Here is a 20,943-nt window from a genome sequence, read left to right as displayed (position 1 = left end):
AACGATGGCGCAACCGGGCGACATCCCGATAAAAAAGGCGCGTCAGCATGGCCGGCGCGCCTTTTTGTCCTCATTAATCTTGAACCGGCTCAGGGGCAGCGAGAATCCCGCACTGGATCGGAGCTATCCCGTGTGTTCCAGGTTCCGGCTGGCGTCTGGTATTTCTCGCCGGGGACGGTCCGCATGATCAGGTTGCAGCCCGAAGTGAAAGCAAATTGCTCGACCGTCGAATTGGTTTCCTGCGCCTTGCGAGTATAGGCCGCCTTGCGCTTGATATTGATATCCTCGACCAGAGCCTTGATCGCGGGTGATGGCGAAGTGACATAGCCGAGATAACCATCCGGCTTCTCGCCAATAGCCCCGGATGACCGCGCCGCTTCATAGGCTGGATCGCGTTGCGCCATGACAGGCACAGCAACAACCGCCGTCAAAACCAGTCCGCCAATGATAGCTAAAGCCTTGTTTTTCTTTGTATATTCAAACATTAGAAAATATCCGCTTCCTCGTTGATTAAATCCTTTGCATCGCCGTCGAGGCGATGCACGACTTCCTGCTTAATGTTGATATTGAGGTTGATGACAATCGGCTTGTCCGGCGCAGTTACCTGCACACAGGCCGAAAGCCCGATCAATGCCCCAAAAACAAGACCAGCGGTGGTTAAACTCCTCATAACAGGGCGAATCGCACCATATGATCGATCCGTCAATTGACTTGTCTGATAAAGCATCGTCGCTTTCCCCCGGCTGAATGGACTATTCATCATCTTCAAGAACCTTCACCGCCGCCTTTGCCCGCGCCTCCTGCGCCCGCAATAGCGCTGGCAGGTTCTGCCCAACCAATATTTCGGGCTCATAATAGGATTTGGCACTGCTCATTAACTGCATGAAGGGCGCCTGGATCCGGACATTGAATTCAAGCGGAATGCGCGCGAGTTGCCTGGTGATAAAATTGCGGCTCGCACCATCACCCTGTTGCAACCCCGCAAATTTTACTTCGGTAATGATTTCGCCCGCAATGTCGCCATCCATGCCGATGGTGAGATTCCTATATTTGATCGATTTAAGCGCGTTGAAGGCAAAATTGGCCATCGTCCCCATATCTTCGTAGGTAAGCTCGCCGACATAGGCGAGCGAGCCGCCCCCTTCCCGCGCCACCAGATAACCGCCAACAATACGGCCGCCATCCTGATCAAAAACCATCGGCAATTTGCCGTCAAACACCCCTGTCGCGGTCAAATTTTCGAAATCAAACTGGGTCAAAAACTGGGCGGCATCCACCCCTTCCACGGTGAATTGCAGACGCCGCTCCGCTTCCTCGCTGAGATCAAGAATCGTCGGTTCGAGGTAAAGCTTGCCACCAGCAAACGGCCATTCTCCTCCTTCGACCTGCATTTTATAGTCCGGCAGCAGGCGATAACGGATTTGTCCGGTGAACACGGCCACGCCCGGATTGACCTCGGCCAGTTTCACGATCTGGCCGGGACCGGTTTCCAGTGCGAGCAGATCGGAGAATTTAATCTCGCCCGACAGGCCGGTTACCGGGCCGAAGGCGGCTGCCAGGTTCATGCCGTGGGTACGAAAAGTACCGGTACTTTGGATACCGTCTTCGGAATCATCCCAGTGAATCCGTCCGGTGCCCGATATTTCTCCCTGCACATTGGCGATGACGCCCAGCGTCAGCGGAGTCAGCTGTTCGGGTTGCAGCCGGTTATTGAAGCTTAGCGACTCGACGTCGATCAGCGCCCTGCCCTCGCTCTCGTTCAAATCATGGACAATATCAATTGCCGCGACGGCGGTCAGGGTTTCCGGCTCGCGCAGCCAGCCGGTTGCAGAAAGGACACGACCGTCAAAGCGCAATTTGACGTCGTTGCTGATCAAAGGACGGAAGCGTTCCACTGGTTGCTCGTCACGGACTCGCAAGCTGGCATCGGCCAGAAATTCGCCCTTTTCATAGCGCCACTCGCCGTCGATTTTCTCCATCAGCAGCGGGACATTGGCCACCTGTCCCGAGGCGCCTTCGATACGTCCGGTCAAAGACTGGCCAAAAGCCGCGTTCAACACCGCCATGTCCAGACTTGTCATATTGTCCGGTGCGCCCAAGCGGATTCCGACATCCCGCGCCTTCAGCCCGTCTCTCAACGAAAACCCAAGCGCACCGCTGGTAATCGATAATGGCGTACCGCCCAGGTCACCCTTGAAATTGAGCGAAGGTGTCTTGGCCGCGACATTTATGCCTGACCGGCTGCCGTTGACGATCGCATTGCCTTGCGGACATAGCCGCGCACTGGTCGGTCCAGCGTTTAACGAAGCCGTTCGCAGGCTGGCAAATTGCAGGTTGATACAAGCGCGGAACAACGTAAAATCTCCATTCCGCTCGACATTGCCACTCACCGGCACTTGCAGTCCGGTAATCTGGCCGTCGCCAAGCGGCCCGGTCAGGATGATCCGTCCGTCAATATTCGTTCCGCCCCGACGGGTAGGAGAGAAAGCCAGCGTCGGTATTTTCAGCTGTGCCGACCCAGCCTGATAGCTCGCCATTTCCAGCCGGCCGGAAAAGCCGCGCGACAGGCTACCGTCACTGAGCACCAGATTGGCGCTCGGGAAGCCACCGCCTGCAAGCCGGACAGGACCTTCGGCGAGTATCGTGATATTCTTGTCGGTAAAGGCGAATAGCAGTGGATCGCTCAGGGTCAGACGGGCACCGGATCGCGAGCGAACGGCAAGTGTGTCGAATGCAAGCGTTGTCCTTCCGGAGTTGAGCGCAAATTTCACATCACTCGACAGATTGAGTTGATTTCCTGCCAGTTGAATGGCTTTCGCCAGCTTGGCAGCGATGGGCCCGGCAGGTGTTCCTGCAGCTGCATCAGACAGGCTGTCGGCCTGCCGCAAAAGATTCTGCGCCACACGAACGCCGCGAATTTCTGGTTGCCCAGTGAAACTGGCTGTCATCTGCTCACCACCATAGCCCAGCGTGAACGGACCTCTGATCTGTGAAATATCCGCGCGACCATAAGGCGATCGCAAGCCGCTTGCGGTCAGATCGATATCGCCGCCGGTCTGATTGAAATCACCCGTCAGATCGATTGACGCCTTGATTTCCTGACTGGCATAATCGGCATAACGGAGCGGGCCGCCGATCAAGCCGATATTGCCGGACCAACTGGCCAAGTCGTCTCCCACATCAGCCACAAGCTGCGCGGCAAAATCTTCAGCATTCAGGTCCTGGCTGGCGCATGAAATATCCGGCAAACGGAGCGGGCCTTCAAGATGCGGTTTTTTGCCACGCATCGCGATTTCGCCGAAAAAACTGGGTCTCTTCACCGCACAGCCGGCCACTGTGAGATTATGGCTGATAGCGGCGACCTCGCCCTGAAAACCGCCCTGCAACTCTCCTGCACCGTTAAGCGCGAGACCTATTGCACCATATTCGCTGTCGATACGGAGCTTCGCGTCTGAAAGCCCTAGCCAAATATCGGGCAGCGCCAGCGGGCTGTCATCATCGGGATCGGTGAATTTGTCGAGCTCGCCGAACGTGAGCCTGCCATTGTCCAACCTGCCGAACAGCTTGACGCCGCTTGCCTTCACCCAGTTTATACCAAGCCCTCCAAGGGACAGGGAGTTGCCGACTTCGACCAGCGTAGCGGTCAGGTCCGGATTTTCCGGATTCCCGATGACCAGGTTACGGATCACTTGTTTGCGTAGACCGATATCCTCGATTTCATAGCTTGCGGTAACGCCCATGCTATCGAGCTCCGACTGGATGACATTGTCGGCGAGAGTTGTCCGGCTGACCCAGAGGGCAATCAGGCCAAGCAGAATCAGAACAAGCAATATCCCGCCGAACAGTCGAAACCGGGAGCGGCGACCGATAGGGTCATTGGCGATTTCTTCATCCATTGCGATTGAAATGCAGAAGTCTGTGTTAAGTTGCAATGTACAAGTGTTGCTAGTGGCCAGTTTAAGCGTCCGGAATCGAGACTGGACATTTCCGGACTGATTTTCGGTTATCGACCTAGTTCTTGCTTTGTTCTGATTATAAGAACTCCATGGTCATAGGGCATGAAACTCAATTGGACTCACCCCATTACCGCGGCGGCCATCGCGCACGTCTGCGTCATCGCATTTTGACCGGACAGCCCGATGGGTTGCACGATCACGAATTGGTCGAATATCTGCTGGCACTGGCTATACCGCGCCGCGATACAAAGCCCCTCGCAAAGCAGTTGATCGAAGAATTTGGGAACTTTTCCACTCTTTTAACCGGCGATAGCGACAGGCTTAGAAACTTCCCCGGTCTCGGTGAAACCAGCGTGGCTGCACTAAAGGTCGTCCAGATTGCAGCGCTGCGGCTCATCTCGGAGCCGGTGCGGCAACAACCCATCCTGAGCAGCTGGCAAGCTCTGCTAGATTATTTACGCGCCGACATGGCGCATCTCGTCCATGAGCGGGTGCGGGTTTTGCATCTCGATAGCAAGAACCGGCTGATCCGCGATGAACTGGTCAGCGAAGGGTCGGTTGATCAGGCGGCAATCTATACACGCGAAGTCATCCGGCGCGCACTGGTCTTGGGGTCGACGGCGATCATTCTGGTCCACAATCATCCAAGTGGCGACAGCAGCCCCAGCCGTCAGGATATAGCGATTACCAAAAATATCTGCGACGCAGGAAGAACGCTAGACATCGCCGTGCATGATCACATCATCATCGGCAAGAACGGCCACACGTCATTCCGGTCAAGGGGGTTGATCTAGTCTTGCCGTCTAGCCGACGGATATCTGGCCAAGCTGCCTCTCAATAGAGGAACATCGGCATGCCTTCCACCTGTACCAGATTGGCGCGATATTGATTGGCATCATAGAGGCCAGACACATTCACGCCCTTGGTATCCTCAAGCAGCGTTCCAATCGGTACGACACCATAATTGCCATCGGTGAGGCAGACCATATTGGCCATCCGGTCCTGCTCGATCAGCTGCACCGCCAGCGCACCGAAGGCAAAACCGACCATCCTATCCATCGCATCCGGCTCGCCCGCCCGCATCAGATAGGCAAGTTCCTGAACAATGGTACGCTCGTCGCTGCGTGCCTCTATTTCCCGCGCCAGCTGCGTACCGATATTGAGGCCATCGCGGCTGGTGTTCGACTTGTTGATTTCATCGGCATAGTCCGTCGAACCGGAAAGCCGGGCCCCCTCGGATACCAGGCATACTGCATAGGATTCGGGATTGGCCTGCTTGTCCTTGAGCAACAGCGGCAGCAGAATGTCCATATCGGCGGGGACCTCCGCAATCACTGTCCGGTCAGCCTGAGAGAGAAAACCGGATAGCAGCGCGGTTTCGCCGGAGCGGCGGCCGAACAGCTCGATCACCGCGATCCGCTCATGGCTCGCCGCCGTTGTCCGGAGCGAGTTGATCGCCTGCACCGAGCGGGTGACCGCAGTCGAAAAGCCGATGCAATAGTCCGTGCCGTGAACATCATTGTCCATCGTCTTGGGAATGGAAATGACATTGCGACCGAGGCTGGACAAATGGGCCGAGAAGCGCAGTGTGCCGTCACCACCCATGGTGATCAGCACATCCACGGCGAGCGCGTCGAGTATATCGAGCACCTTTTGCGTCTGGTCACCCTTGTCTGTCACGCGCGGGTCGCGGCGCGAGCTGTGCAGGATCGTACCACCCTGCCGGTCGATACCGCGCACCCGGTCCTGATCGAGCATCATCACGCTATTTCCTGACGCCCAGGGATCGGCAGGGTCAATCTCCAGCACACCTTCCCAGCCACGGCGCAGACCAACAACATCCCAGCCGCGCTGCCATGCTGATGTCGCAATCGACTGGATACAGGGGTTAAGGCCGGGCACATCGCCGCCGCCGGTCAGTACTGCCAAACGCATTTTATTCTCCCTGTTTCCGCCGCTGCATTGCCGACTCATTTCGTAGGTGCTAGCGGGACCGCAATTCAAGGCACATCATTGCCGCAATCATAAACTTTGTCCAAGGACCAATCATGATCCCACGTTATTCCCGCCCCGAAATGGTTGCCCTCTGGGAGCCTGAATCGAAATTCCAGATCTGGTTCGAGATCGAGGCGCACGCCACTGATGCACTGGCCGAACTCGGCGTCGTGCCCAAGGAAGCAGCGGAAGCGATCTGGGCCAAGGGCAAGTTCGACGTCGCACGGATCGACGAGATTGAGCGCGAAGTGAAGCATGACGTGATTGCCTTCCTGACCAATGTCGCGGAAAATGTCGGCGAGGAAGCCCGCTTCATGCATCAGGGCATGACCTCGAGCGATGTCCTCGACACCTGTCTGGCGGTGCAGCTGGCCCGTGCTTCGGATATTTTGCTGGCCGATATCGACGCGCTGCTCGCGGCGATCAAGAAGCGCGCCTACGAGCACAAGTTCACCCCGACCATCGGCCGCAGCCACGGCATCCACGGCGAACCGGTGACCTTCGGCCTGAAACTCGCGCAGGCCTATGCCGAGTTTGAACGCAACCGCGAACGGCTGGTCGCTGCGCGCAAGGAAATCGCCACCTGCGCCATTTCCGGCGCGGTCGGCACTTTCGCCAATATCGACCCGAAGGTTGAAGAACATGTCGCGGAGAAGCTGGGCCTTGAAGTCGAGCCGGTCTCGACCCAGGTCATCCCGCGCGACCGCCATGCGCAATATTTCGCAACGCTCGGGGTCATCGCCTCCTCGGTCGAGCGGCTTGCCGTCGAAGTCCGCCATTTGCAGCGCACCGAGGTACTCGAGGCAGAAGAATATTTCTCGCCCGGCCAGAAGGGCTCAAGCGCGATGCCGCACAAGCGTAACCCGATCCTGACCGAAAATCTGACCGGTCTCGCCCGCATGGTGCGCAGCTATGCGCTGCCGGCGATGGAAAATGTCGCCCTCTGGCACGAGCGCGATATTTCGCACAGCTCGGTCGAGCGGATGATCGGCCCCGACGCGACAATCACGCTGGATTTCGCCCTGGGACGGCTGACCGGTGTCATTGAAAAGCTGCTCATCTACCCCGAACGGATGCAGAAAAACCTCGACCGGATGGGCGGCCTTGTCCATTCGCAGCGGGTCTTGCTGGCACTGACCCAGGCCGGCATCAGCCGCGAGGACAGCTATCGTATCGTCCAGCGCAACGCCATGAAAGTCTGGGAATCGGACGGCGAAATCGCCCTGCTCGACCTGCTCAAGGCGGATCCGGACGTCACCGCGAAACTGTCCGAGGCGGAGCTCGAGGAACGGTTCAACCTCGATTATCATTTCAAGCATGTCGACACGATTTTCGCCCGGGTTTTCGGAGAATAGGGTCTTTTTCGAGAGCATATCTTAGCATCTGGTCACCCGTCCTGTTTCGGACTAGGATAGTCGCCAACACGGAAAAAAGGTGAGCCATGCAATTTATAAAAATCCTCTTTTGGGTCCTTCTGCTGGTCGCAACGTTCATCTTCTGGTGGACCAACGAGGCGCGGGCCTCGCTGGATCTCGGCGCGGCCATTGTCGAGGCCCGGGTTTCAACCTTTGTCGTCGGCGCCTTTCTGATCGGTTTCGTTCCTACCTGGCTGCTTTTGAGAGGGTCCAAATGGCGGACATCGCGGCGGATCAAAACTCTCGAAAATGCTGCAAGAACATCCCCTGCGCCGACGCCGGTGGCCAGCCGGGCATCATCCCCTTCACCGGCCCCTGCCGCGTCCCCGACTCCCGCGACGGAACCCGCCCCCGCAGTATCATCGATCGATAAGCAGAAGGCACCCGGCACATGAGCAACCCCATTTTCATAGCACTCGACACGCCAGACCTCGACCGGGCGATGGCAATTGCACAGGCGGTAAGCGGTCATGTCGGCGGTGTGAAACTCGGACTGGAATTTTTTTGCGCCCATGGTCATCACGGGGTCCATGAAATCCAGAAGCTCGGCCTGCCAATCTTTCTCGATCTCAAGCTGCACGACATTCCCAATACCGTGGCAAAGGCGATGCAGGCGATCAATGTGCTGGAACCAGCCATCGTTACCATCCACGCCTCCGGCGGTCGCGCGATGATGGAAGATGCCAAGGCGGCAGCGAACGAACATACGAAAGTTGTCGGCGTTACCCTGCTGACCTCGCTTGACGAGAGCGATATGGGCAGGATCGGCTATAGCGGCTCACCTCATGACCAGGTCGAGCGACTGGCAGGACTGGCCCGCGAGGCCGGGCTGGACGGCATCGTCTGTTCAGGAAATGAAGTCAAAGCGGCACACAAGATCTGGAAAGACGGCTTTTTCGTCGTCCCCGGCCTGCGCCCCAAGGGCGGTAGCATGGGAGATCAGAAACGCGCCGTGACCCCGCGGCAGGCGCGCGACAATGGCGCGAGCGTGCTGGTGATTGGACGGCCGATTACGGGCGCGGAGGATCCTAATGCGGCAGCGCGGGCGATCGAGGCGACGCTTTGAAGAAACGCCATCGTTGAAGGCAGCATCGTCATCCTGAATGTATTTCAGGACCTCCCGGGTCGATGCACAATCTGGAGTGATCCTGAAACAAGTTCGGCATGACGAATGGTTCCGGCTTCGCTAATGACCGCAGCATGAAAACCAAAATAAAAATCTGCGGCCTGTCCGCCGAAGCGTCCATTGACGCAGCCATCGCAGCAGGCGCCGACTATTTCGGCCTTGTCCATTTCGCAAAAAGCCCGCGCCATGTATCCCTGGCACGCGCGGCGGAGCTGCGCGACCATGCAGGTGACCGGATCAAGACGGTGATGCTGCTCGTCAATGCCGATCCGAAACTGACCGGCAAGGCGATCGGCGACGTCAAACCGGATGTCGTCCAGTTTCACGGTAGCGAGACGCCCGACTGGTTGAAACTGGTGGCGGACAATACGGGCCTGGAAATCTGGAAGGCGCTGGGCGTGAAAGACAAACCGACACTGGCCAAATCCAGCCGCTATATCGGCGCTGCCGACCGCTTGCTGTTTGACGCCCCGGCCAAGGCTTTGCCCGGCGGGACTGGCACCTCCTTTGACTGGACCCTGCTCGCCGGTCATGATCATCAGATCGACTGGGGCCTCGCCGGCGGTCTCGATCCGGACAATGTCATCGACGCGCTGAACGCCACCCGCGCCCCGCTGGTCGACGTGTCCTCCGGCGTCGAATCCGCTCCGGGTGTCAAAGATGTGGACAAGATCGCCGCCTTTTGCCAAGCGGTGCGGGACTATGACGAAGCCGGATAGCATCCGTTCGTGTCGAGCGCAGTCGAGACACAGGCCGATCACAGATGCATCTCGACTTCGCTCGATGCGAACGGAAATCTCGAACTCATGAACGACACACCTCCCAACAGCTTCCGCAACATGCCGGATGACCGCGGCCATTTCGGCGAATTTGGCGGACGCTATGTCGCCGAAACTTTGATGCCGCTGATCCTCGATCTGGAAAAACATTATCGCGCGGCGCAGGCCGACCCGGCGTTCGAGGAAGAATTCAACGACCTGCTGCAAAATTATGTCGGTCGCCCCTCGCCGCTTTATTTTGCCGAAAGCCTGACCGAGGAAGTCCGCAAGGATGCGCCCGAGGGCAAAGGCGCGCAAATCTGGTTCAAGCGCGACGAGCTGAACCACACCGGCGCGCACAAGATCAACAATTGCGTCGGGCAGATATTGCTCGCGATGCGCATGGGCAAAACGCGGATTATCGCGGAAACCGGCGCCGGCCAACATGGGGTGGCGACAGCGACCGTATGTGCGCGCTTCGGCCTGCCCTGCACGATTTTCATGGGCGCGACCGATGTCGCACGGCAGAAGCCCAATCTGTTCCGGATGAAATTGCTCGGTGCGGAAGTTGTGCCGGTGACCAGCGGCGCGGCGACGCTGAAAGACGCGATGAACGAGGCGCTGCGCGACTGGGTCGCCAATGTGCACGACACATTCTACATCATCGGCACCGCCGCCGGTCCCCATCCCTATCCCGAGCTGGTCCGCGATTTTCAAAGCGTGATCGGCAAGGAAGCCCGCGCCCAGATGCTGGAGCGTACCGGTCGCCTGCCCGATATGCTGGTCGCGGCCATTGGCGGCGGCAGTAATGCCATCGGCCTGTTCCACCCGTTTCTCGATGATCCGGACGTCAAGATGCTCGGCATCGAAGCGGCTGGCCATGGTCTGGACAAGGAACATGCGGCGAGCCTAGCCGGCGGCGGCCCCGGAATCCTCCACGGCAACAAGACCTATCTGCTGCAGGACGAGGATGGCCAGATCACCGAAGCCCATTCGATCAGCGCCGGCCTCGACTATCCCGGCATTGGTCCGGAGCATAGCTGGCTGAAAGAATCCGGTCGCGTCGACTATGACAGCGCCACCGACACCGAAGCCCTCGATGCGTTCCAATTGCTCTGCCGCACTGAAGGCATTATTCCCGCGCTCGAACCGAGCCATGCGATTGCTGCGGTGGTGCGGGAAGCGGTGAAGATGGATCAGGACAAGATCATCCTCGCGAACCTGTGCGGTCGCGGCGACAAGGATATTTTCACCGTCGCCGAGGCGCTGGGGACGGAGATATGAGTTTTTGCACTCGTCATGCTGAACTTGTTTCAGCATCCATCATGCCATCGCAGAGCCTGCCTCAAGACCAGAAATGGACCCTGAAACAAGTTCAGGGTGACGAACATATGGGTTTCATTCAATGACTGATCGCCTCTCTTCATCCTTCCCCGCCGACCGCGCCGCGCTCGTCACCTTCGTAACCGCTGGCGATCCGACCCCTGCCGATACCGGTGCCATTCTTGACGCGCTTGTCGCAGGCGGCGCGGATATCATCGAACTCGGCATGCCGTTCACCGATCCGATGGCCGATGGTCCGTCGATCCAGGAAGCCGATATCCGCAGTCTGGCCGCTGGCACCAGGACCGCCGACATCTTCAACATGGCAAAGGAATTTCGCCAGCGCCATCCGGATACGCCGCTGGTGCTGATGGGCTATGCCAATCCGATGACGATCAGAGGCTCCGAGTGGTTCGCCGATGCTTGTGTTGACGCCGGTGTCGATGCCGTGATCTGCGTCGATATCCCGGTCGAGGAGGATGAAAGCCTCGGCGACGCCCTGCGCGCCAAGAATATTGCCGTCATCCGCCTTGCCACGCCGACCACCGATGCAGAGCGGCTGCCCACCATATTGAACAACGCCAGCGGCTTTCTCTATTATGTCTCGGTCGCCGGCATCACCGGCCAGCAACAGGCGGCCCAGGCCAGCATCGAGGAAGCCGTCGCCCGGCTGAAAGCAGGCACCGATCTGCCCGTCGCCGTCGGCTTTGGTGTGCGCACGCCGGAACAAGCCGCCGAGATCGCCCGCGTCGCCGATGGCGTGGTCGTCGGCTCTGCCATCGTCGAGATTGTCGGCGAATATGGCAAGGACGCCGCGCCGCATGTCAGGGACTATGTAAAGTCGCTTTCCGATGCTATCAGGGCCGCCGGAAAGAATTGAATTTAAAAACCGTTCGCATCGAGCGAAGTCGAGATGCCTGCGGATAAAAAGTCTCTCGACTACGCTCGAGACGAACGGAACAGAAGATAAGGGTAAATCATGTCCTGGCTAAGCAATGTCCGCAACAAGATCGCGTCGATTACCAAGCGCGAAACGCCCGACAATCTCTGGCACAAGTGCAAGAAATGCGAAGCGATGGTATTCCTCAAGGAATATGAGGAAAATATGCATATCTGCCCGAAATGCGAGCATCACGGCCGCATCGGGCCGATGACCCGCTTCGCGCAGATCATGGATGACGACAGCTGGAAGCTGATCCCCTGGGCGAAGGTCCAGGAAGACCCGCTGAAATTCAAGGACCAGAAGAAATATGTCGACCGGCTGAAAGATGCCCGCGCCAAGACCGGCGAGCAGGACGCGCTGATCAACGTCAAGGGCACGATCGAGAACATCCCTTGCGTCGTCGGCGTACAGGATTTTGCCTTCATGGGCGGCTCGATGGGGCTGGCCGTGGGTCAGGCCTTTGTCGACGGCGCCAAACGCGCGCTGAAGGACCAGTGCCCTTACATCATCTTCACCGCCGCCGGCGGCGCACGGATGCAGGAGGGTATCTTGTCGCTGATGCAGATGCCGAAGACCACGGTGGCGATCTCGATGCTGCGCGAAGCGGGCATCCCGTTCATCGTCGTGCTGACCGATCCGACCACCGGCGGCGTCACCGCCAGCTATGCGATGCTCGGCGACGTGCATATTTCCGAACCCGGCGCGATGATCGGCTTTGCCGGCCAGCGGGTGATCGAGAATACCATCCGCGAGAAGCTGCCCGAAGGCTTCCAGACGGCGGAATATCTGCTCGAGCACGGCATGATCGATATGGTCGTGCACCGCAAGGAACTGCGCGCAAAGCTGGCTCAGGTCATGGGCTATCTGATGGCATGGAAAGACGCGGCCTAAATCCCCCTCCCGCTTGCGGGAGGGGTTAGGGGTGGGATTATCCTCCATGACCAAAACCGCGATTTCAAATAATCTGGCCCACCCCCGGCCCCTCCCGCGAGCGGGAGGGGAGTAGATGGCCGACGGTGCCCGATCCGATCATCCGGCGGTCCAGAAACAGCTCGACCGGCTGGAAATGCTCTCTCCCGGCCGCGATATCCTCGGGCTGGAGCGGATCAGCGCCGTGCTGGATCGCCTGAACAATCCGCACCAGAAACTGCCATCCGTGTTCCACGTCGCCGGCACCAACGGCAAGGGCTCGACCTGCGCTTTCCTCCGCGCCGCCATCGAGGCGGAGGGGCTCAAGGCCCATGTTTATACCAGCCCGCATCTGGTCCGGTTCAACGAGCGGATCCGGCTGGCGGGCAAGCTGATCGAGGATGAATATCTCGCCGAACTGCTCGCCCGGGTTCTCGATATCAGCGAGGATATCAATCCCAGTTTCTTCGAGGCCACAACCGCCGCCGCCTTTCTTGCCTTCGCCGAGACACCGGCCGATGCCTGCATTTTGGAAGTCGGTCTCGGCGGCCGGCTGGATGCGACCAATGTCATCTCCAGCCCGGCCGCGACCGGAATCGCCGCACTCGGCATCGACCACGAAGCTTTTCTGCTAAGCCCCGAAGACGGCACGCCCGGCGATCCGATGGTCCGCATCGCATGGGAAAAAGCCGGCATCGCGAAAAAGAACAGCCCGTTGCTGACGCAAAAATATGCTGCAGAAATTTTGCACGTGATTGCTGATCATGCTGCACAAATTGGTGCGCAGCATTTTCCGCGCGGCGAAGAATGGGATGCCGCCATTTACGAAGGCCAGCTGCACTATCGCGACGCGGCTGGAAAGCTCAATCTCCCCCTGCCCGCCCTCGTCGGTGCGCATCAGGCAGACAATGCCGCGCTCGCCATCGCCATGCTGCGCCATCAGGATGCGCTCGCCATTTCCGATGGCGCACTACGGGCCGCAATGGGCTGGGCACAATGGCCGGGCCGGATGCACTTGCTGATTGCCGGACCGCTGACCCATTTGCTTCCGGGCGACGCCGAAGTCTGGGTCGACGGCGGCCACAATGTCAGTGCCGGCCTCGCGCTCGCCAAGCATTTTGCCGACCATGAAGCGGGTTCGATCGATCTTGTCATCGGTATGCTGTCGAACAAGGATGCCGGCGCCATCATCACGCCGCTGCACGAAAAGCTCTCCAGCGTGACCGTGATCCCGGTGCCCGGTCATGAAAGCCACGGCGCTGGCGACTATCCGGACGCAGATGCCCCGGTACGAGAAGCGCACGATATTGCTGCAGCGCTCCGGTCTCTGGACGCGGGATTGGGCAAAACCGTGCTGATCGCCGGTTCCCTTTATCTGGCCGGCGAGGTCCTGAGAGCAAACGAGCAGGTGCCAGACTAATCCGGCGTTTCGCCTGTGTGCACTGACCCCGCCGTGCCTAGCGAACGATCTACCAGGCCCGACCGGATCATCAGCCAGAACATGATCACGCCGGGGAATGCTGCCAGCGTGGTCAGCAGATAGAAATTCACATAACCCATTGCCTCGATCAGCGAGCCCGCAGTGGTCCCGGTCAGGAAGCGTCCCAGGATGCTGGCTGCGGCTGACAGCAACGCAAATTGCGTTCCGGTAAACTGCAGATTGCACAATGCCGACAGATAGGCGACGACGGCGACACCGCCGACACCGCTGGCAAAATTTTCAAAGCCGATCGCCCCTGCCATACCCCAGTTGCTGTGGCCTGCAGCAGCCAGCGCAGCGAACGACAGATTGCTGATCGCCATCAGGATCAGGCTCAGCATCACCGCCTTTTTCATGCCGAGACGCGAATAGACGATACCGCCAATGAAAATACCGATCAGAAAGGCGAAAAAGCCGAGACTGACATCATAGAAGGCAATTTCGTCATTGGTGAAGCCAAGGTCCTCGAACAGCAAACGGAAGGTCAGGTTGGCCAAAGTATCGCCGATCTTGTGCACCAGTACGAATAGCAGAACGATGAGCGCACCGGAGCGTTTGAAAAACTCGACCAGCGGACTGACATAGGCTTTCGCCGCTTCAATCGGGCCCTTGAGCGCCATCGGTTCCTGCCGACGGCTGGGCTCGCGCATGATCAGGCCGACGATAACGGCAAACAGGGCGAACAGCGAACAGACATAATAGGCAACCGACCAGTTGGTGCGCGCCGCCACCACCAGCGCCACGGCACCCGCCGTAGCTGCGCCGATCCGCCAGCCATATTGCGACATGCCGGAACCGACGCCCAGCTGCTCGGGTTCAAGCAATTCGATACGATAGGCGTCGATCACCACGTCGAACGTTGCCCCGGCAATCCCGACCATGATCGCGGCAACCGCAACGGCGGCGATATCCTTGGCGGGGTCCAGCGAACCGAGATAGACAATCGCGGCCATCGCCAGAGCCGCTGTGACGATAAGCCAGGACAGTCGCTGTCCGACCCGGCCGATCAGCGGTAATTTCACCACGTCAATCACCGGTGCCCAGAGCCATTTAAAATTATAGGCGAGAAAGGTCAGCGCAAAGGCCGTGACGGTCGATTTCTCGATGCCGGCCTGCGCCAGACGCGTCGTTAGGGTCGCTGCGATCATGGTCAGCGGGAGCGCAGAGGAAACACCCAGAAACAGCGCCGCCAAAGGAGCCGCTTCGCTATACGGACGAACCCCGGCAGGGAGAAATCGGCGCCATCCCAAATTTGCTGCTTGCTCACTCACGCTAAATACTCCCTTGAATTACGGGAATCTTTAGCGCCTATTCATCTGAATGCCAGCTTGATTTTGACGCACCTCAAATATCCGGCAGCCGCGCACCGATGGATTCGGCAAGGGTCGAGCCGCCGATCACGGCGCATGCGATAATCTTGCCCGTTTCAAACTCCTCAGGGGTAATAATAGAGCTTCGTGGCCACCGGACCAAAGGTTACAGATTGCAGCCAGCGCTTTTTTCGGCCATGCGTCTCGACCATGACCGAAGAAAAACCGCGCAAGAAATATCGCGCAAAACCGACCCCCGGAGCAAAGCCTGCCGCCGCACCGGCATTGCAGGCGGGCGACACCCGTGAAGGACAGCGCATCGCCAAGCTGCTCGCTCGCGCCGGCGTCGCATCGCGCCGCGAAATCGAACGGATGATCGAGGCCGGGCGGATTGAACTGAACGGCAATCCGGTTGAGCATCCCTCGCTGCTGCTGAAAAACCTGACCGGGATCACCGTCGATGGCAAACCGGTCGCCGAACCGGCCCCTGCCAAGCTCTTCCGCTTCCACAAGCCCACCGGCTGCCTGACCGCAGAGCGGGACTTTTCCGGCAAGAAGACGATCTACGACGTGTTGCCCAAGGACATGGAGCGGATCATGCCGATCGGCCGGCTCGACATGAATACCGAGGGGTTGCTGCTGATGACCACCGACGGCGAGTTCAAGCGCGAGATGGAATTGCCGAAAAACGGTATCCCGCGCACCTATCGCGCGCGGACCTTTGGCGACATCACCCAGGCGCAGCTGGAAGAACTCTATCGCGGAATCACCATCGACGGCGTCCGCTATGGTCCGATCACCGCCAATCTGGAACGCCGCACCGGCCGCAACCAGTGGATCGAAATGACCCTGACCGAAGGGAAGAACCGCGAAGTCCGCAAGGTGCTGGAACATTTCGGCCTTGAAGTTTCCCGCCTGATCCGCACCAGCTACGGTCCGTTCGTGCTCGGTGATCTCGCCAAGGGCGAGATCGAGGCCGTGCGCCGCCATGATCTGGTGCAATTCCGCAAGACGCTGAAATGACGGTCTAGGATGCGTATCATTGCAGGCAAATGGCGGGGCCGGAAGATTGTCGCGCCTAAAGGGGAGACCACCCGGCCGACCGCTGATCGCACGCGCGAACGGCTTTTCTCGATGCTGACCAGTCGGCTGGGCGATTTTGAGGATTTGCAGATTCTCGACCTGTTCTCCGGTTCCGGCGCGCTCGGCCTGGAAGCCCTGTCGCGCGGCGCGGCGCATTGCACCTTTGTCGAGCAGGACCCGGATGCGATCAAGGCGCTGGAGAAAAATATCGAGTCACTGGGTGCCGACGCCGATGTCCGGATCGGTTCCGTCCTGCATCTCGGCGCAGCGCGCAAACCCTATGACCTGATTCTGATGGACCCGCCTTATGAAACCGGCGCCGGCGCGGTGGCGCTTGACAAGCTCGGTCGGCACGGCTGGTTTGCACCTTCAAGCTGGATCGCGGTGGAAACGTCGCGCAAGGAAACTGTGGCTGTGAAAGGTTTCGATCTCGATTGTGCGCGCGACAGCGGCAAGGCGCGGATACATCTCCTGCGCCCGGCAGCGATTTAGCCGCCCATCAGAACCGCAGTGGGTGCTGTTGCAGCATGGCTGTGCTGCGCGCTGCTGTAAATGCTGGTCGCCACCATCAACAGGGTGGCGACAATTGCGCTTGTGGTCAGTCTCTTGCTCATTATTTACTCCGCGGGGGATATTGTGAAGTCCATTAATTAATAAATGGTGCATTGCAACATAAGTTGCAACCCGTCCTTTCGGACAACCGATAAAAAGCGAGGCAATCGGTTAAACTGCCTCGCTTTTTAAACAATATCACAACGGGGATTACATCTCGCTGGCGGGTTTCCCGGGCCAATGGTCCAGCGCCCGATTGCCATAGTTCAAACCCGCCTCGCGTGGATTGACACAGCTATCGGTCACATCTCCGTTGCACACGGCATATTCTTTACCGTTGAGCATCACGGTCTGCGCCCGGCCACTGGACTCTTTGCTCACTTTTGCTGGCATTGCCTTCATTTTTGCGCCATCCGACATCTCGCTCTGGCCAGCATATGCGGCTCCGGAAAAAGCCACTGATGCCGCTGCTACAGCACTGAAAATTGCTAGTTTACGCATGTTGCTCTCCATTTCCGTTATTACTCCCCAAGCAACCATTGGAATGCCAATTGGTTCCTTCCTCGGGACTGGACAGGCAAAACGGGTCTTGCTCCGTCGCGCGATGTTCCCTAACTGTTCACCTGTGTCCGAACCTGTCAAAATATCACCAGAAAATGACCCGCCCTATGTCCGTGGTCTGAATGCCCCGCAGCGCGAGGCCGTGCTCACCAGCGAGGGCCCGGTACTGGTCCTGGCCGGTGCGGGGACCGGAAAAACCGCCGCCCTCACCCGGCGGCTTGCGCATATCGTCTATTCCCGCAAGGCCTGGCCAAGCGAGATTCTTGCGGTCACCTTCACCAACAAGGCGGCGCGCGAGATGAAGGAGCGGATCGCGGCCATTGTCGGCGAGAGTTTCGAGGGCATGCCCTGGCTCGGCACCTTCCACAGCATCGGCGCGAAAATGCTGCGCCGCCACGCCGAACTGGTCGGGCTGCAAAGCAATTTCACGATTCTCGACACCGACGATCAACTGCGCCTGCTCAAGCAGCTGATCCAGGCCGAGGAAGTCGATGACAAGCGCTGGCCGGCGCGGATGCTGGCCGGGCTAATCGACCAGTGGAAGAACCGCGGCCTCAATCCGCAGGATCTCGATGCTAGTGAGGCTGAGCGCTATGACAATGGCAAGGGCCAGCATTTCTACACGCTCTATCAGGCGCGGCTGAAGGCGCTCAATGCCTGCGATTTTGGCGACCTGCTGCTGCACTCGCTGAACCTGCTGAAGACCAACCGCGAAATTCTCGAGCTATATCAGAGCCGTTTCAAATATATCCTGGTCGACGAATATCAGGATACCAACAGCTCGCAATATCTCTGGCTGCGGCTGCTCGCGCAGAGTCACAAGAATATCTGCTGCGTCGGTGACGATGACCAGTCCATCTATTCCTGGCGCGGGGCGGAAGTCGCCAATATCCTGAAGTTCGAGAAGGATTTTCCCGACGCCACGGTGGTCAAGCTGGAGCAGAATTACCGTTCCACCCCGCATATTCTTGCCGCCGCATCGGGCCTGATCAATCATAATAGCGGCCGCCTCGGCAAAACGCTCTGGACCGAGGAAACCGAAGGCGACAAGGTCCAGGTCATCGGCGTCTGGGACGGCCCGGAAGAAGCCCGACGCACCGGCGACGAGATCGAGGCACTGCAGCAGATCAAACAGGTATCGCTCAACGATATCGCGATTCTCGTCCGCGCCCAGTTCCAGACCCGCGAGTTCGAGGACCGCTTCATCTCGATCGGCATGCCCTACAAGATTATCGGCGGCTTCCGCTTCTACGAGCGAGCCGAAATCCGCGACGCGCTTGCCTATCTCCGTGTCATCACCCAGCCCGCCGACGATCTTGCGTTCGAGCGGATCGTCAACACGCCCAAGCGCGGTCTTGGGGATAAAACTGTGGAAAAGGTCCATCGTCTGGCCCGGGCTCAGGGCATCCCCCTCGCCGCCGCCGCGCTCAGCATCTGTGACACGGACGAACTACCGCCGCGCGCGCGCAATACATTGCTGGAACTGATGCGCAATTTCGGCCGCTGGCGGGAGATGGCAGCGGATACCGACCAGGCCGAGCTTGCCCGCATCGTGCTCGACGAATGCGGCTATACGACGATGCTGCAGGCCGACCGCTCGACCGAAGCCGCCGGCCGTCTGGAGAATCTCACCGAGCTCGCCCGCGCGATGGAAGACTATGAAACGCTCGGCGCCTTTCTCGAGCATGTCAGCCTCGTCATGGACAATGACGCGCGCGACGACGAGCCCAAGGTCACGATCATGACCATGCACGGCGCCAAGGGGCTGGAATATGACCATGTTTTCTGCGCCGGCTGGGAGGAAGGCGTGTTCCCCTCGCAGCGCAGCCTGGACGAGGGCGGCATTGCCAGCCTCGAGGAGGAACGCCGCCTCGCCTATGTCGCGATCACGCGGGCAAAAAAGAAATGCACCATCTTCCACGCCGCCAACCGGCGCATCTATGGCCAGTGGACAAGCTCCATCCCCTCGCGCTTCATCGGCGAACTGCCCGACGAACATGTTGAACATGAAAGCAGCATGAGCGGCGGCGAAAGCCTGTGGCGCGCCAACTGGAGCGAGCAAAGCGACCCGTTCGCCCATCTGGCCGCGGCCAATGCCACGAGAGCGGGAAAGCGCGGCCCCGGCTGGCAACGTGCCGCCTCGTCAGGCTTCGACAAAAGCCCCCGCAATATCAAGGAAGCCCGCCGCAGCGCCGTCTCCCTCGGCAACAAGGGCCGCGACGACGTGACCGTGGGCATGCGCGTCTTCCACACCAAATTCGGCTATGGCGAGGTGATGGAGAAGGAAGGCAACAAGCTCGAGATCGCGTTCGAGAAGAGCGGCGCCAAGCGGGTATTGGATAGTTTTGTGGAGGTGGCCTGAGCCCGATCCGTTCGTCCCGAACCTGTCTTGCGACACCCCCTAGCAGCCCTGCTTGCCTGACTTCACAACTCCGCTATAAACCGGCCATGAATATAACAACCGACACGATCCAGTCCCTCTCGGAACAGGCGGCTGCGGCGTTGCGCAGCGGCGACGATGCCGGCGCGGAATCCGCGTTGATGAAGCTTCTGAAGATCGACAAGCGGCATCTTGCTGCGCTTTTGCTGATGGGGGAACTGAAAGCGCGGACGGGCGATGACCGGGCCGCGAACAGCTTTTACAAGGCCGCGCTGAACATGGTCAACGTCGGCGCTGCGGTGTCCGGTGACTTGCGGCCCAGACTGAAGCAGGCGGAAGAGTTTCTCGCCGGTGCGCATGGTCGGTTTGAAGCTTATTTGCTGCGCAAACTGCAAGAAACCGGACTGGCCGGCAATGACACACCAATCCCGGTCCGCAATGCCATTGATCTGCTCATGGGGCGCCGGGAAATCTTTCATCAGAAACCGTCTGTATTCTATTATCCGGGCATGCCGCAGCGGGAATTTTATGAACGGTCTGAATTTCCCTGGCTCGCCGACATGGAAGCGGCAATCCCCGCCATGCAGGAGGAGTTGCAGGGCGTGATCGCGCAGACCCGGCAATTCTCCCCTTATGTCCAGGGCCAGCCGAACCGGCCGCGCCCGAATAATCCGCTGCTCGACGACCCGAACTGGGGGGCCTATTATTTCTGGAAGGACGGCGTCGAAGTCACCGAAAATAGCGTGAATTGTCCGAAGACCATGGCGGCACTGGAAGCTGCGCCAATACCGGTCATCCAGGAACGCTCGCCGATGGCGCTCTATTCGGTGCTCGAACCCGGCACCCATATCGCACCGCATTACGGCATGCTCAACACGCGGCTGATCTGTCATATCCCGCTGATCCTGCCGCCTGACTGTGCGTTGCGCGTCGGCGGAGAAACCAGGCCCTGGAAGGCGGGCGAATCGCTGATCTTCGACGACAGTTTCGAGCATGAAGCCTGGAACCGCAGCGACCAGCGCCGGGTCATTTTGCTGTTCGAAATCTGGCGTCCGGAAATTTCAGAGGAAGAACGTCAGGCGCTGACGACCATATTCGAGGCTATCAACGAATATCAGAAGCCGGTTGCGATCTGAGCGCTCTCGCCCCCGG

Annotated in this window: 20 protein-coding genes; 13 read left to right on the top strand and 7 right to left on the bottom strand. The window is 59.1% G+C overall.

Annotated elements, in window-relative coordinates; all coding sequences use genetic code 11:
- Nucleotides 1-89: 89 nt before the first annotated feature.
- From ACN0WX_RS06510 to ACN0WX_RS06500, 3 genes are read right to left on the bottom strand one after another with little or no spacing between them, the layout of a single operon-like run.
- Nucleotides 90-485 carry a YdbL family protein gene (locus ACN0WX_RS06510; RefSeq protein ID WP_417621493.1) on the bottom strand — a complete coding sequence of 132 codons (396 nt, stop codon included), beginning with the start codon at nucleotides 483-485 and terminating at the stop codon, nucleotides 90-92.
- On the bottom strand, nucleotides 485-727 hold the full coding sequence (locus tag ACN0WX_RS06505) for a YnbE family lipoprotein (protein ID WP_417621492.1): 243 nt from the start codon (nucleotides 725-727) through the stop codon (nucleotides 485-487). The genes ACN0WX_RS06510 and ACN0WX_RS06505 overlap by 1 nt, the downstream gene beginning before the upstream one ends.
- Before the next feature lie 25 nt (nucleotides 728-752).
- Nucleotides 753-3,896, bottom strand: coding sequence for an intermembrane phospholipid transport protein YdbH family protein (locus ACN0WX_RS06500; RefSeq protein ID WP_417621491.1), 3,144 nt, complete (start codon nucleotides 3,894-3,896; stop codon nucleotides 753-755).
- Nucleotides 3,897-4,045: 149 nt separating this feature from the next.
- Here ACN0WX_RS06500 and radC point away from each other — a divergent pair, with 149 nt between their 5' ends.
- On the top strand, nucleotides 4,046-4,750 hold the full coding sequence (gene radC, locus ACN0WX_RS06495; RefSeq protein ID WP_417621490.1) for a RadC family protein: 705 nt from the start codon (nucleotides 4,046-4,048) through the stop codon (nucleotides 4,748-4,750).
- A 40-nt stretch (nucleotides 4,751-4,790) separates the two neighbouring features.
- Here radC and ACN0WX_RS06490 read toward each other — a convergent pair whose 3' ends face one another.
- Nucleotides 4,791-5,891 (bottom strand): 6-phosphofructokinase, encoded by a 1,101-nt coding sequence (locus tag ACN0WX_RS06490; protein WP_417621489.1) that lies wholly within the window; start codon nucleotides 5,889-5,891, stop codon nucleotides 4,791-4,793.
- Between the two features lie 113 nt (nucleotides 5,892-6,004).
- On the opposite strand from ACN0WX_RS06490, the gene purB reads away from it, so the two are divergent.
- The 8 genes from purB (at nucleotide 6,005) to ACN0WX_RS06450 (ending at nucleotide 13,845) form a co-directional block, all read left to right on the top strand.
- Complete coding sequence (gene purB / locus ACN0WX_RS06485; RefSeq protein ID WP_417621488.1) at nucleotides 6,005-7,306, top strand: adenylosuccinate lyase; 1,302 nt, start codon at nucleotides 6,005-6,007, stop codon at nucleotides 7,304-7,306.
- Between the two features lie 86 nt (nucleotides 7,307-7,392).
- The gene (locus ACN0WX_RS06480) at nucleotides 7,393-7,761 is read left to right on the top strand and encodes a LapA family protein (RefSeq protein ID WP_417621487.1); all 369 of its coding nucleotides are present in this window, start codon (nucleotides 7,393-7,395) and stop codon (nucleotides 7,759-7,761) included.
- The gene (gene pyrF, locus ACN0WX_RS06475; protein ID WP_417621486.1) at nucleotides 7,758-8,432 is read left to right on the top strand and encodes an orotidine-5'-phosphate decarboxylase; all 675 of its coding nucleotides are present in this window, start codon (nucleotides 7,758-7,760) and stop codon (nucleotides 8,430-8,432) included. The genes ACN0WX_RS06480 and pyrF overlap by 4 nt, the downstream gene beginning before the upstream one ends.
- Before the next feature lie 134 nt (nucleotides 8,433-8,566).
- Nucleotides 8,567-9,211 (top strand): phosphoribosylanthranilate isomerase, encoded by a 645-nt coding sequence (locus ACN0WX_RS06470; protein ID WP_417621485.1) that lies wholly within the window; start codon nucleotides 8,567-8,569, stop codon nucleotides 9,209-9,211.
- 87 nt (nucleotides 9,212-9,298) lie between these two features.
- Entirely contained in the window at nucleotides 9,299-10,534 is a 1,236-nt protein-coding gene (gene trpB / locus ACN0WX_RS06465; protein ID WP_417621484.1) for a tryptophan synthase subunit beta, read from the top strand.
- A gap of 121 nt (nucleotides 10,535-10,655) precedes the next feature.
- Nucleotides 10,656-11,453: a tryptophan synthase subunit alpha gene (trpA, locus tag ACN0WX_RS06460; RefSeq protein WP_417621483.1), complete on the top strand. Its 798-nt coding sequence runs from the start codon at nucleotides 10,656-10,658 to the stop codon at nucleotides 11,451-11,453.
- A gap of 99 nt (nucleotides 11,454-11,552) precedes the next feature.
- On the top strand, nucleotides 11,553-12,407 hold the full coding sequence (accD, locus tag ACN0WX_RS06455) for an acetyl-CoA carboxylase, carboxyltransferase subunit beta (protein WP_417621482.1): 855 nt from the start codon (nucleotides 11,553-11,555) through the stop codon (nucleotides 12,405-12,407).
- A gap of 115 nt (nucleotides 12,408-12,522) precedes the next feature.
- A complete protein-coding gene (locus ACN0WX_RS06450; protein ID WP_417621481.1) occupies nucleotides 12,523-13,845 on the top strand; it encodes a bifunctional folylpolyglutamate synthase/dihydrofolate synthase in 1,323 nt (440 codons plus the stop codon).
- Here the strand turns inward: ACN0WX_RS06450 and ACN0WX_RS06445 are convergent.
- Nucleotides 13,842-15,176 (bottom strand): AmpG family muropeptide MFS transporter, encoded by a 1,335-nt coding sequence (locus ACN0WX_RS06445; RefSeq protein WP_417621480.1) that lies wholly within the window; start codon nucleotides 15,174-15,176, stop codon nucleotides 13,842-13,844. The two genes, ACN0WX_RS06450 and ACN0WX_RS06445, sit on opposite strands and share 4 nt — an antisense overlap.
- Before the next feature lie 186 nt (nucleotides 15,177-15,362).
- Between ACN0WX_RS06445 and ACN0WX_RS06440 the strand changes: the two genes are divergently transcribed.
- The gene (locus tag ACN0WX_RS06440; protein WP_417621479.1) at nucleotides 15,363-16,238 is read left to right on the top strand and encodes a pseudouridine synthase; all 876 of its coding nucleotides are present in this window, start codon (nucleotides 15,363-15,365) and stop codon (nucleotides 16,236-16,238) included.
- 9 nt (nucleotides 16,239-16,247) lie between these two features.
- Nucleotides 16,248-16,790, top strand: a complete 543-nt coding sequence (rsmD, locus tag ACN0WX_RS06435) for a 16S rRNA (guanine(966)-N(2))-methyltransferase RsmD (RefSeq protein WP_417621478.1) — start codon at nucleotides 16,248-16,250, stop codon at nucleotides 16,788-16,790.
- On the opposite strand, the gene ACN0WX_RS06430 is transcribed toward rsmD, so the two are convergent.
- Nucleotides 16,787-16,912 (bottom strand): hypothetical protein, encoded by a 126-nt coding sequence (locus ACN0WX_RS06430; protein ID WP_417621477.1) that lies wholly within the window; start codon nucleotides 16,910-16,912, stop codon nucleotides 16,787-16,789. The genes rsmD and ACN0WX_RS06430 overlap by 4 nt on opposite strands.
- A gap of 148 nt (nucleotides 16,913-17,060) precedes the next feature.
- Nucleotides 17,061-17,351: a hypothetical protein gene (locus ACN0WX_RS06425; RefSeq protein ID WP_417621476.1), complete on the bottom strand. Its 291-nt coding sequence runs from the start codon at nucleotides 17,349-17,351 to the stop codon at nucleotides 17,061-17,063.
- A gap of 103 nt (nucleotides 17,352-17,454) precedes the next feature.
- Between ACN0WX_RS06425 and ACN0WX_RS06420 the strand changes: the two genes are divergently transcribed.
- Both ACN0WX_RS06420 and ACN0WX_RS06415 read left to right on the top strand, forming a co-directional pair.
- The gene (locus ACN0WX_RS06420; protein ID WP_417621866.1) at nucleotides 17,455-19,773 is read left to right on the top strand and encodes an ATP-dependent helicase; all 2,319 of its coding nucleotides are present in this window, start codon (nucleotides 17,455-17,457) and stop codon (nucleotides 19,771-19,773) included.
- 86 nt (nucleotides 19,774-19,859) lie between these two features.
- A complete protein-coding gene (locus ACN0WX_RS06415) occupies nucleotides 19,860-20,927 on the top strand; it encodes an aspartyl/asparaginyl beta-hydroxylase domain-containing protein (protein ID WP_417621475.1) in 1,068 nt (355 codons plus the stop codon).
- The last annotated feature ends 16 nt before the right edge of the window (nucleotides 20,928-20,943 follow it).

This window comes from Parasphingorhabdus sp. (genome assembly GCF_048269915.1).
In the GTDB taxonomy this organism is placed as follows: Bacteria; Pseudomonadota; Alphaproteobacteria; order Sphingomonadales; family Sphingomonadaceae; genus Parasphingorhabdus.
The sequence above is the reverse complement of the archived record's forward strand: the minus strand, read 5'-3'. Positions and strand labels throughout refer to the sequence as shown.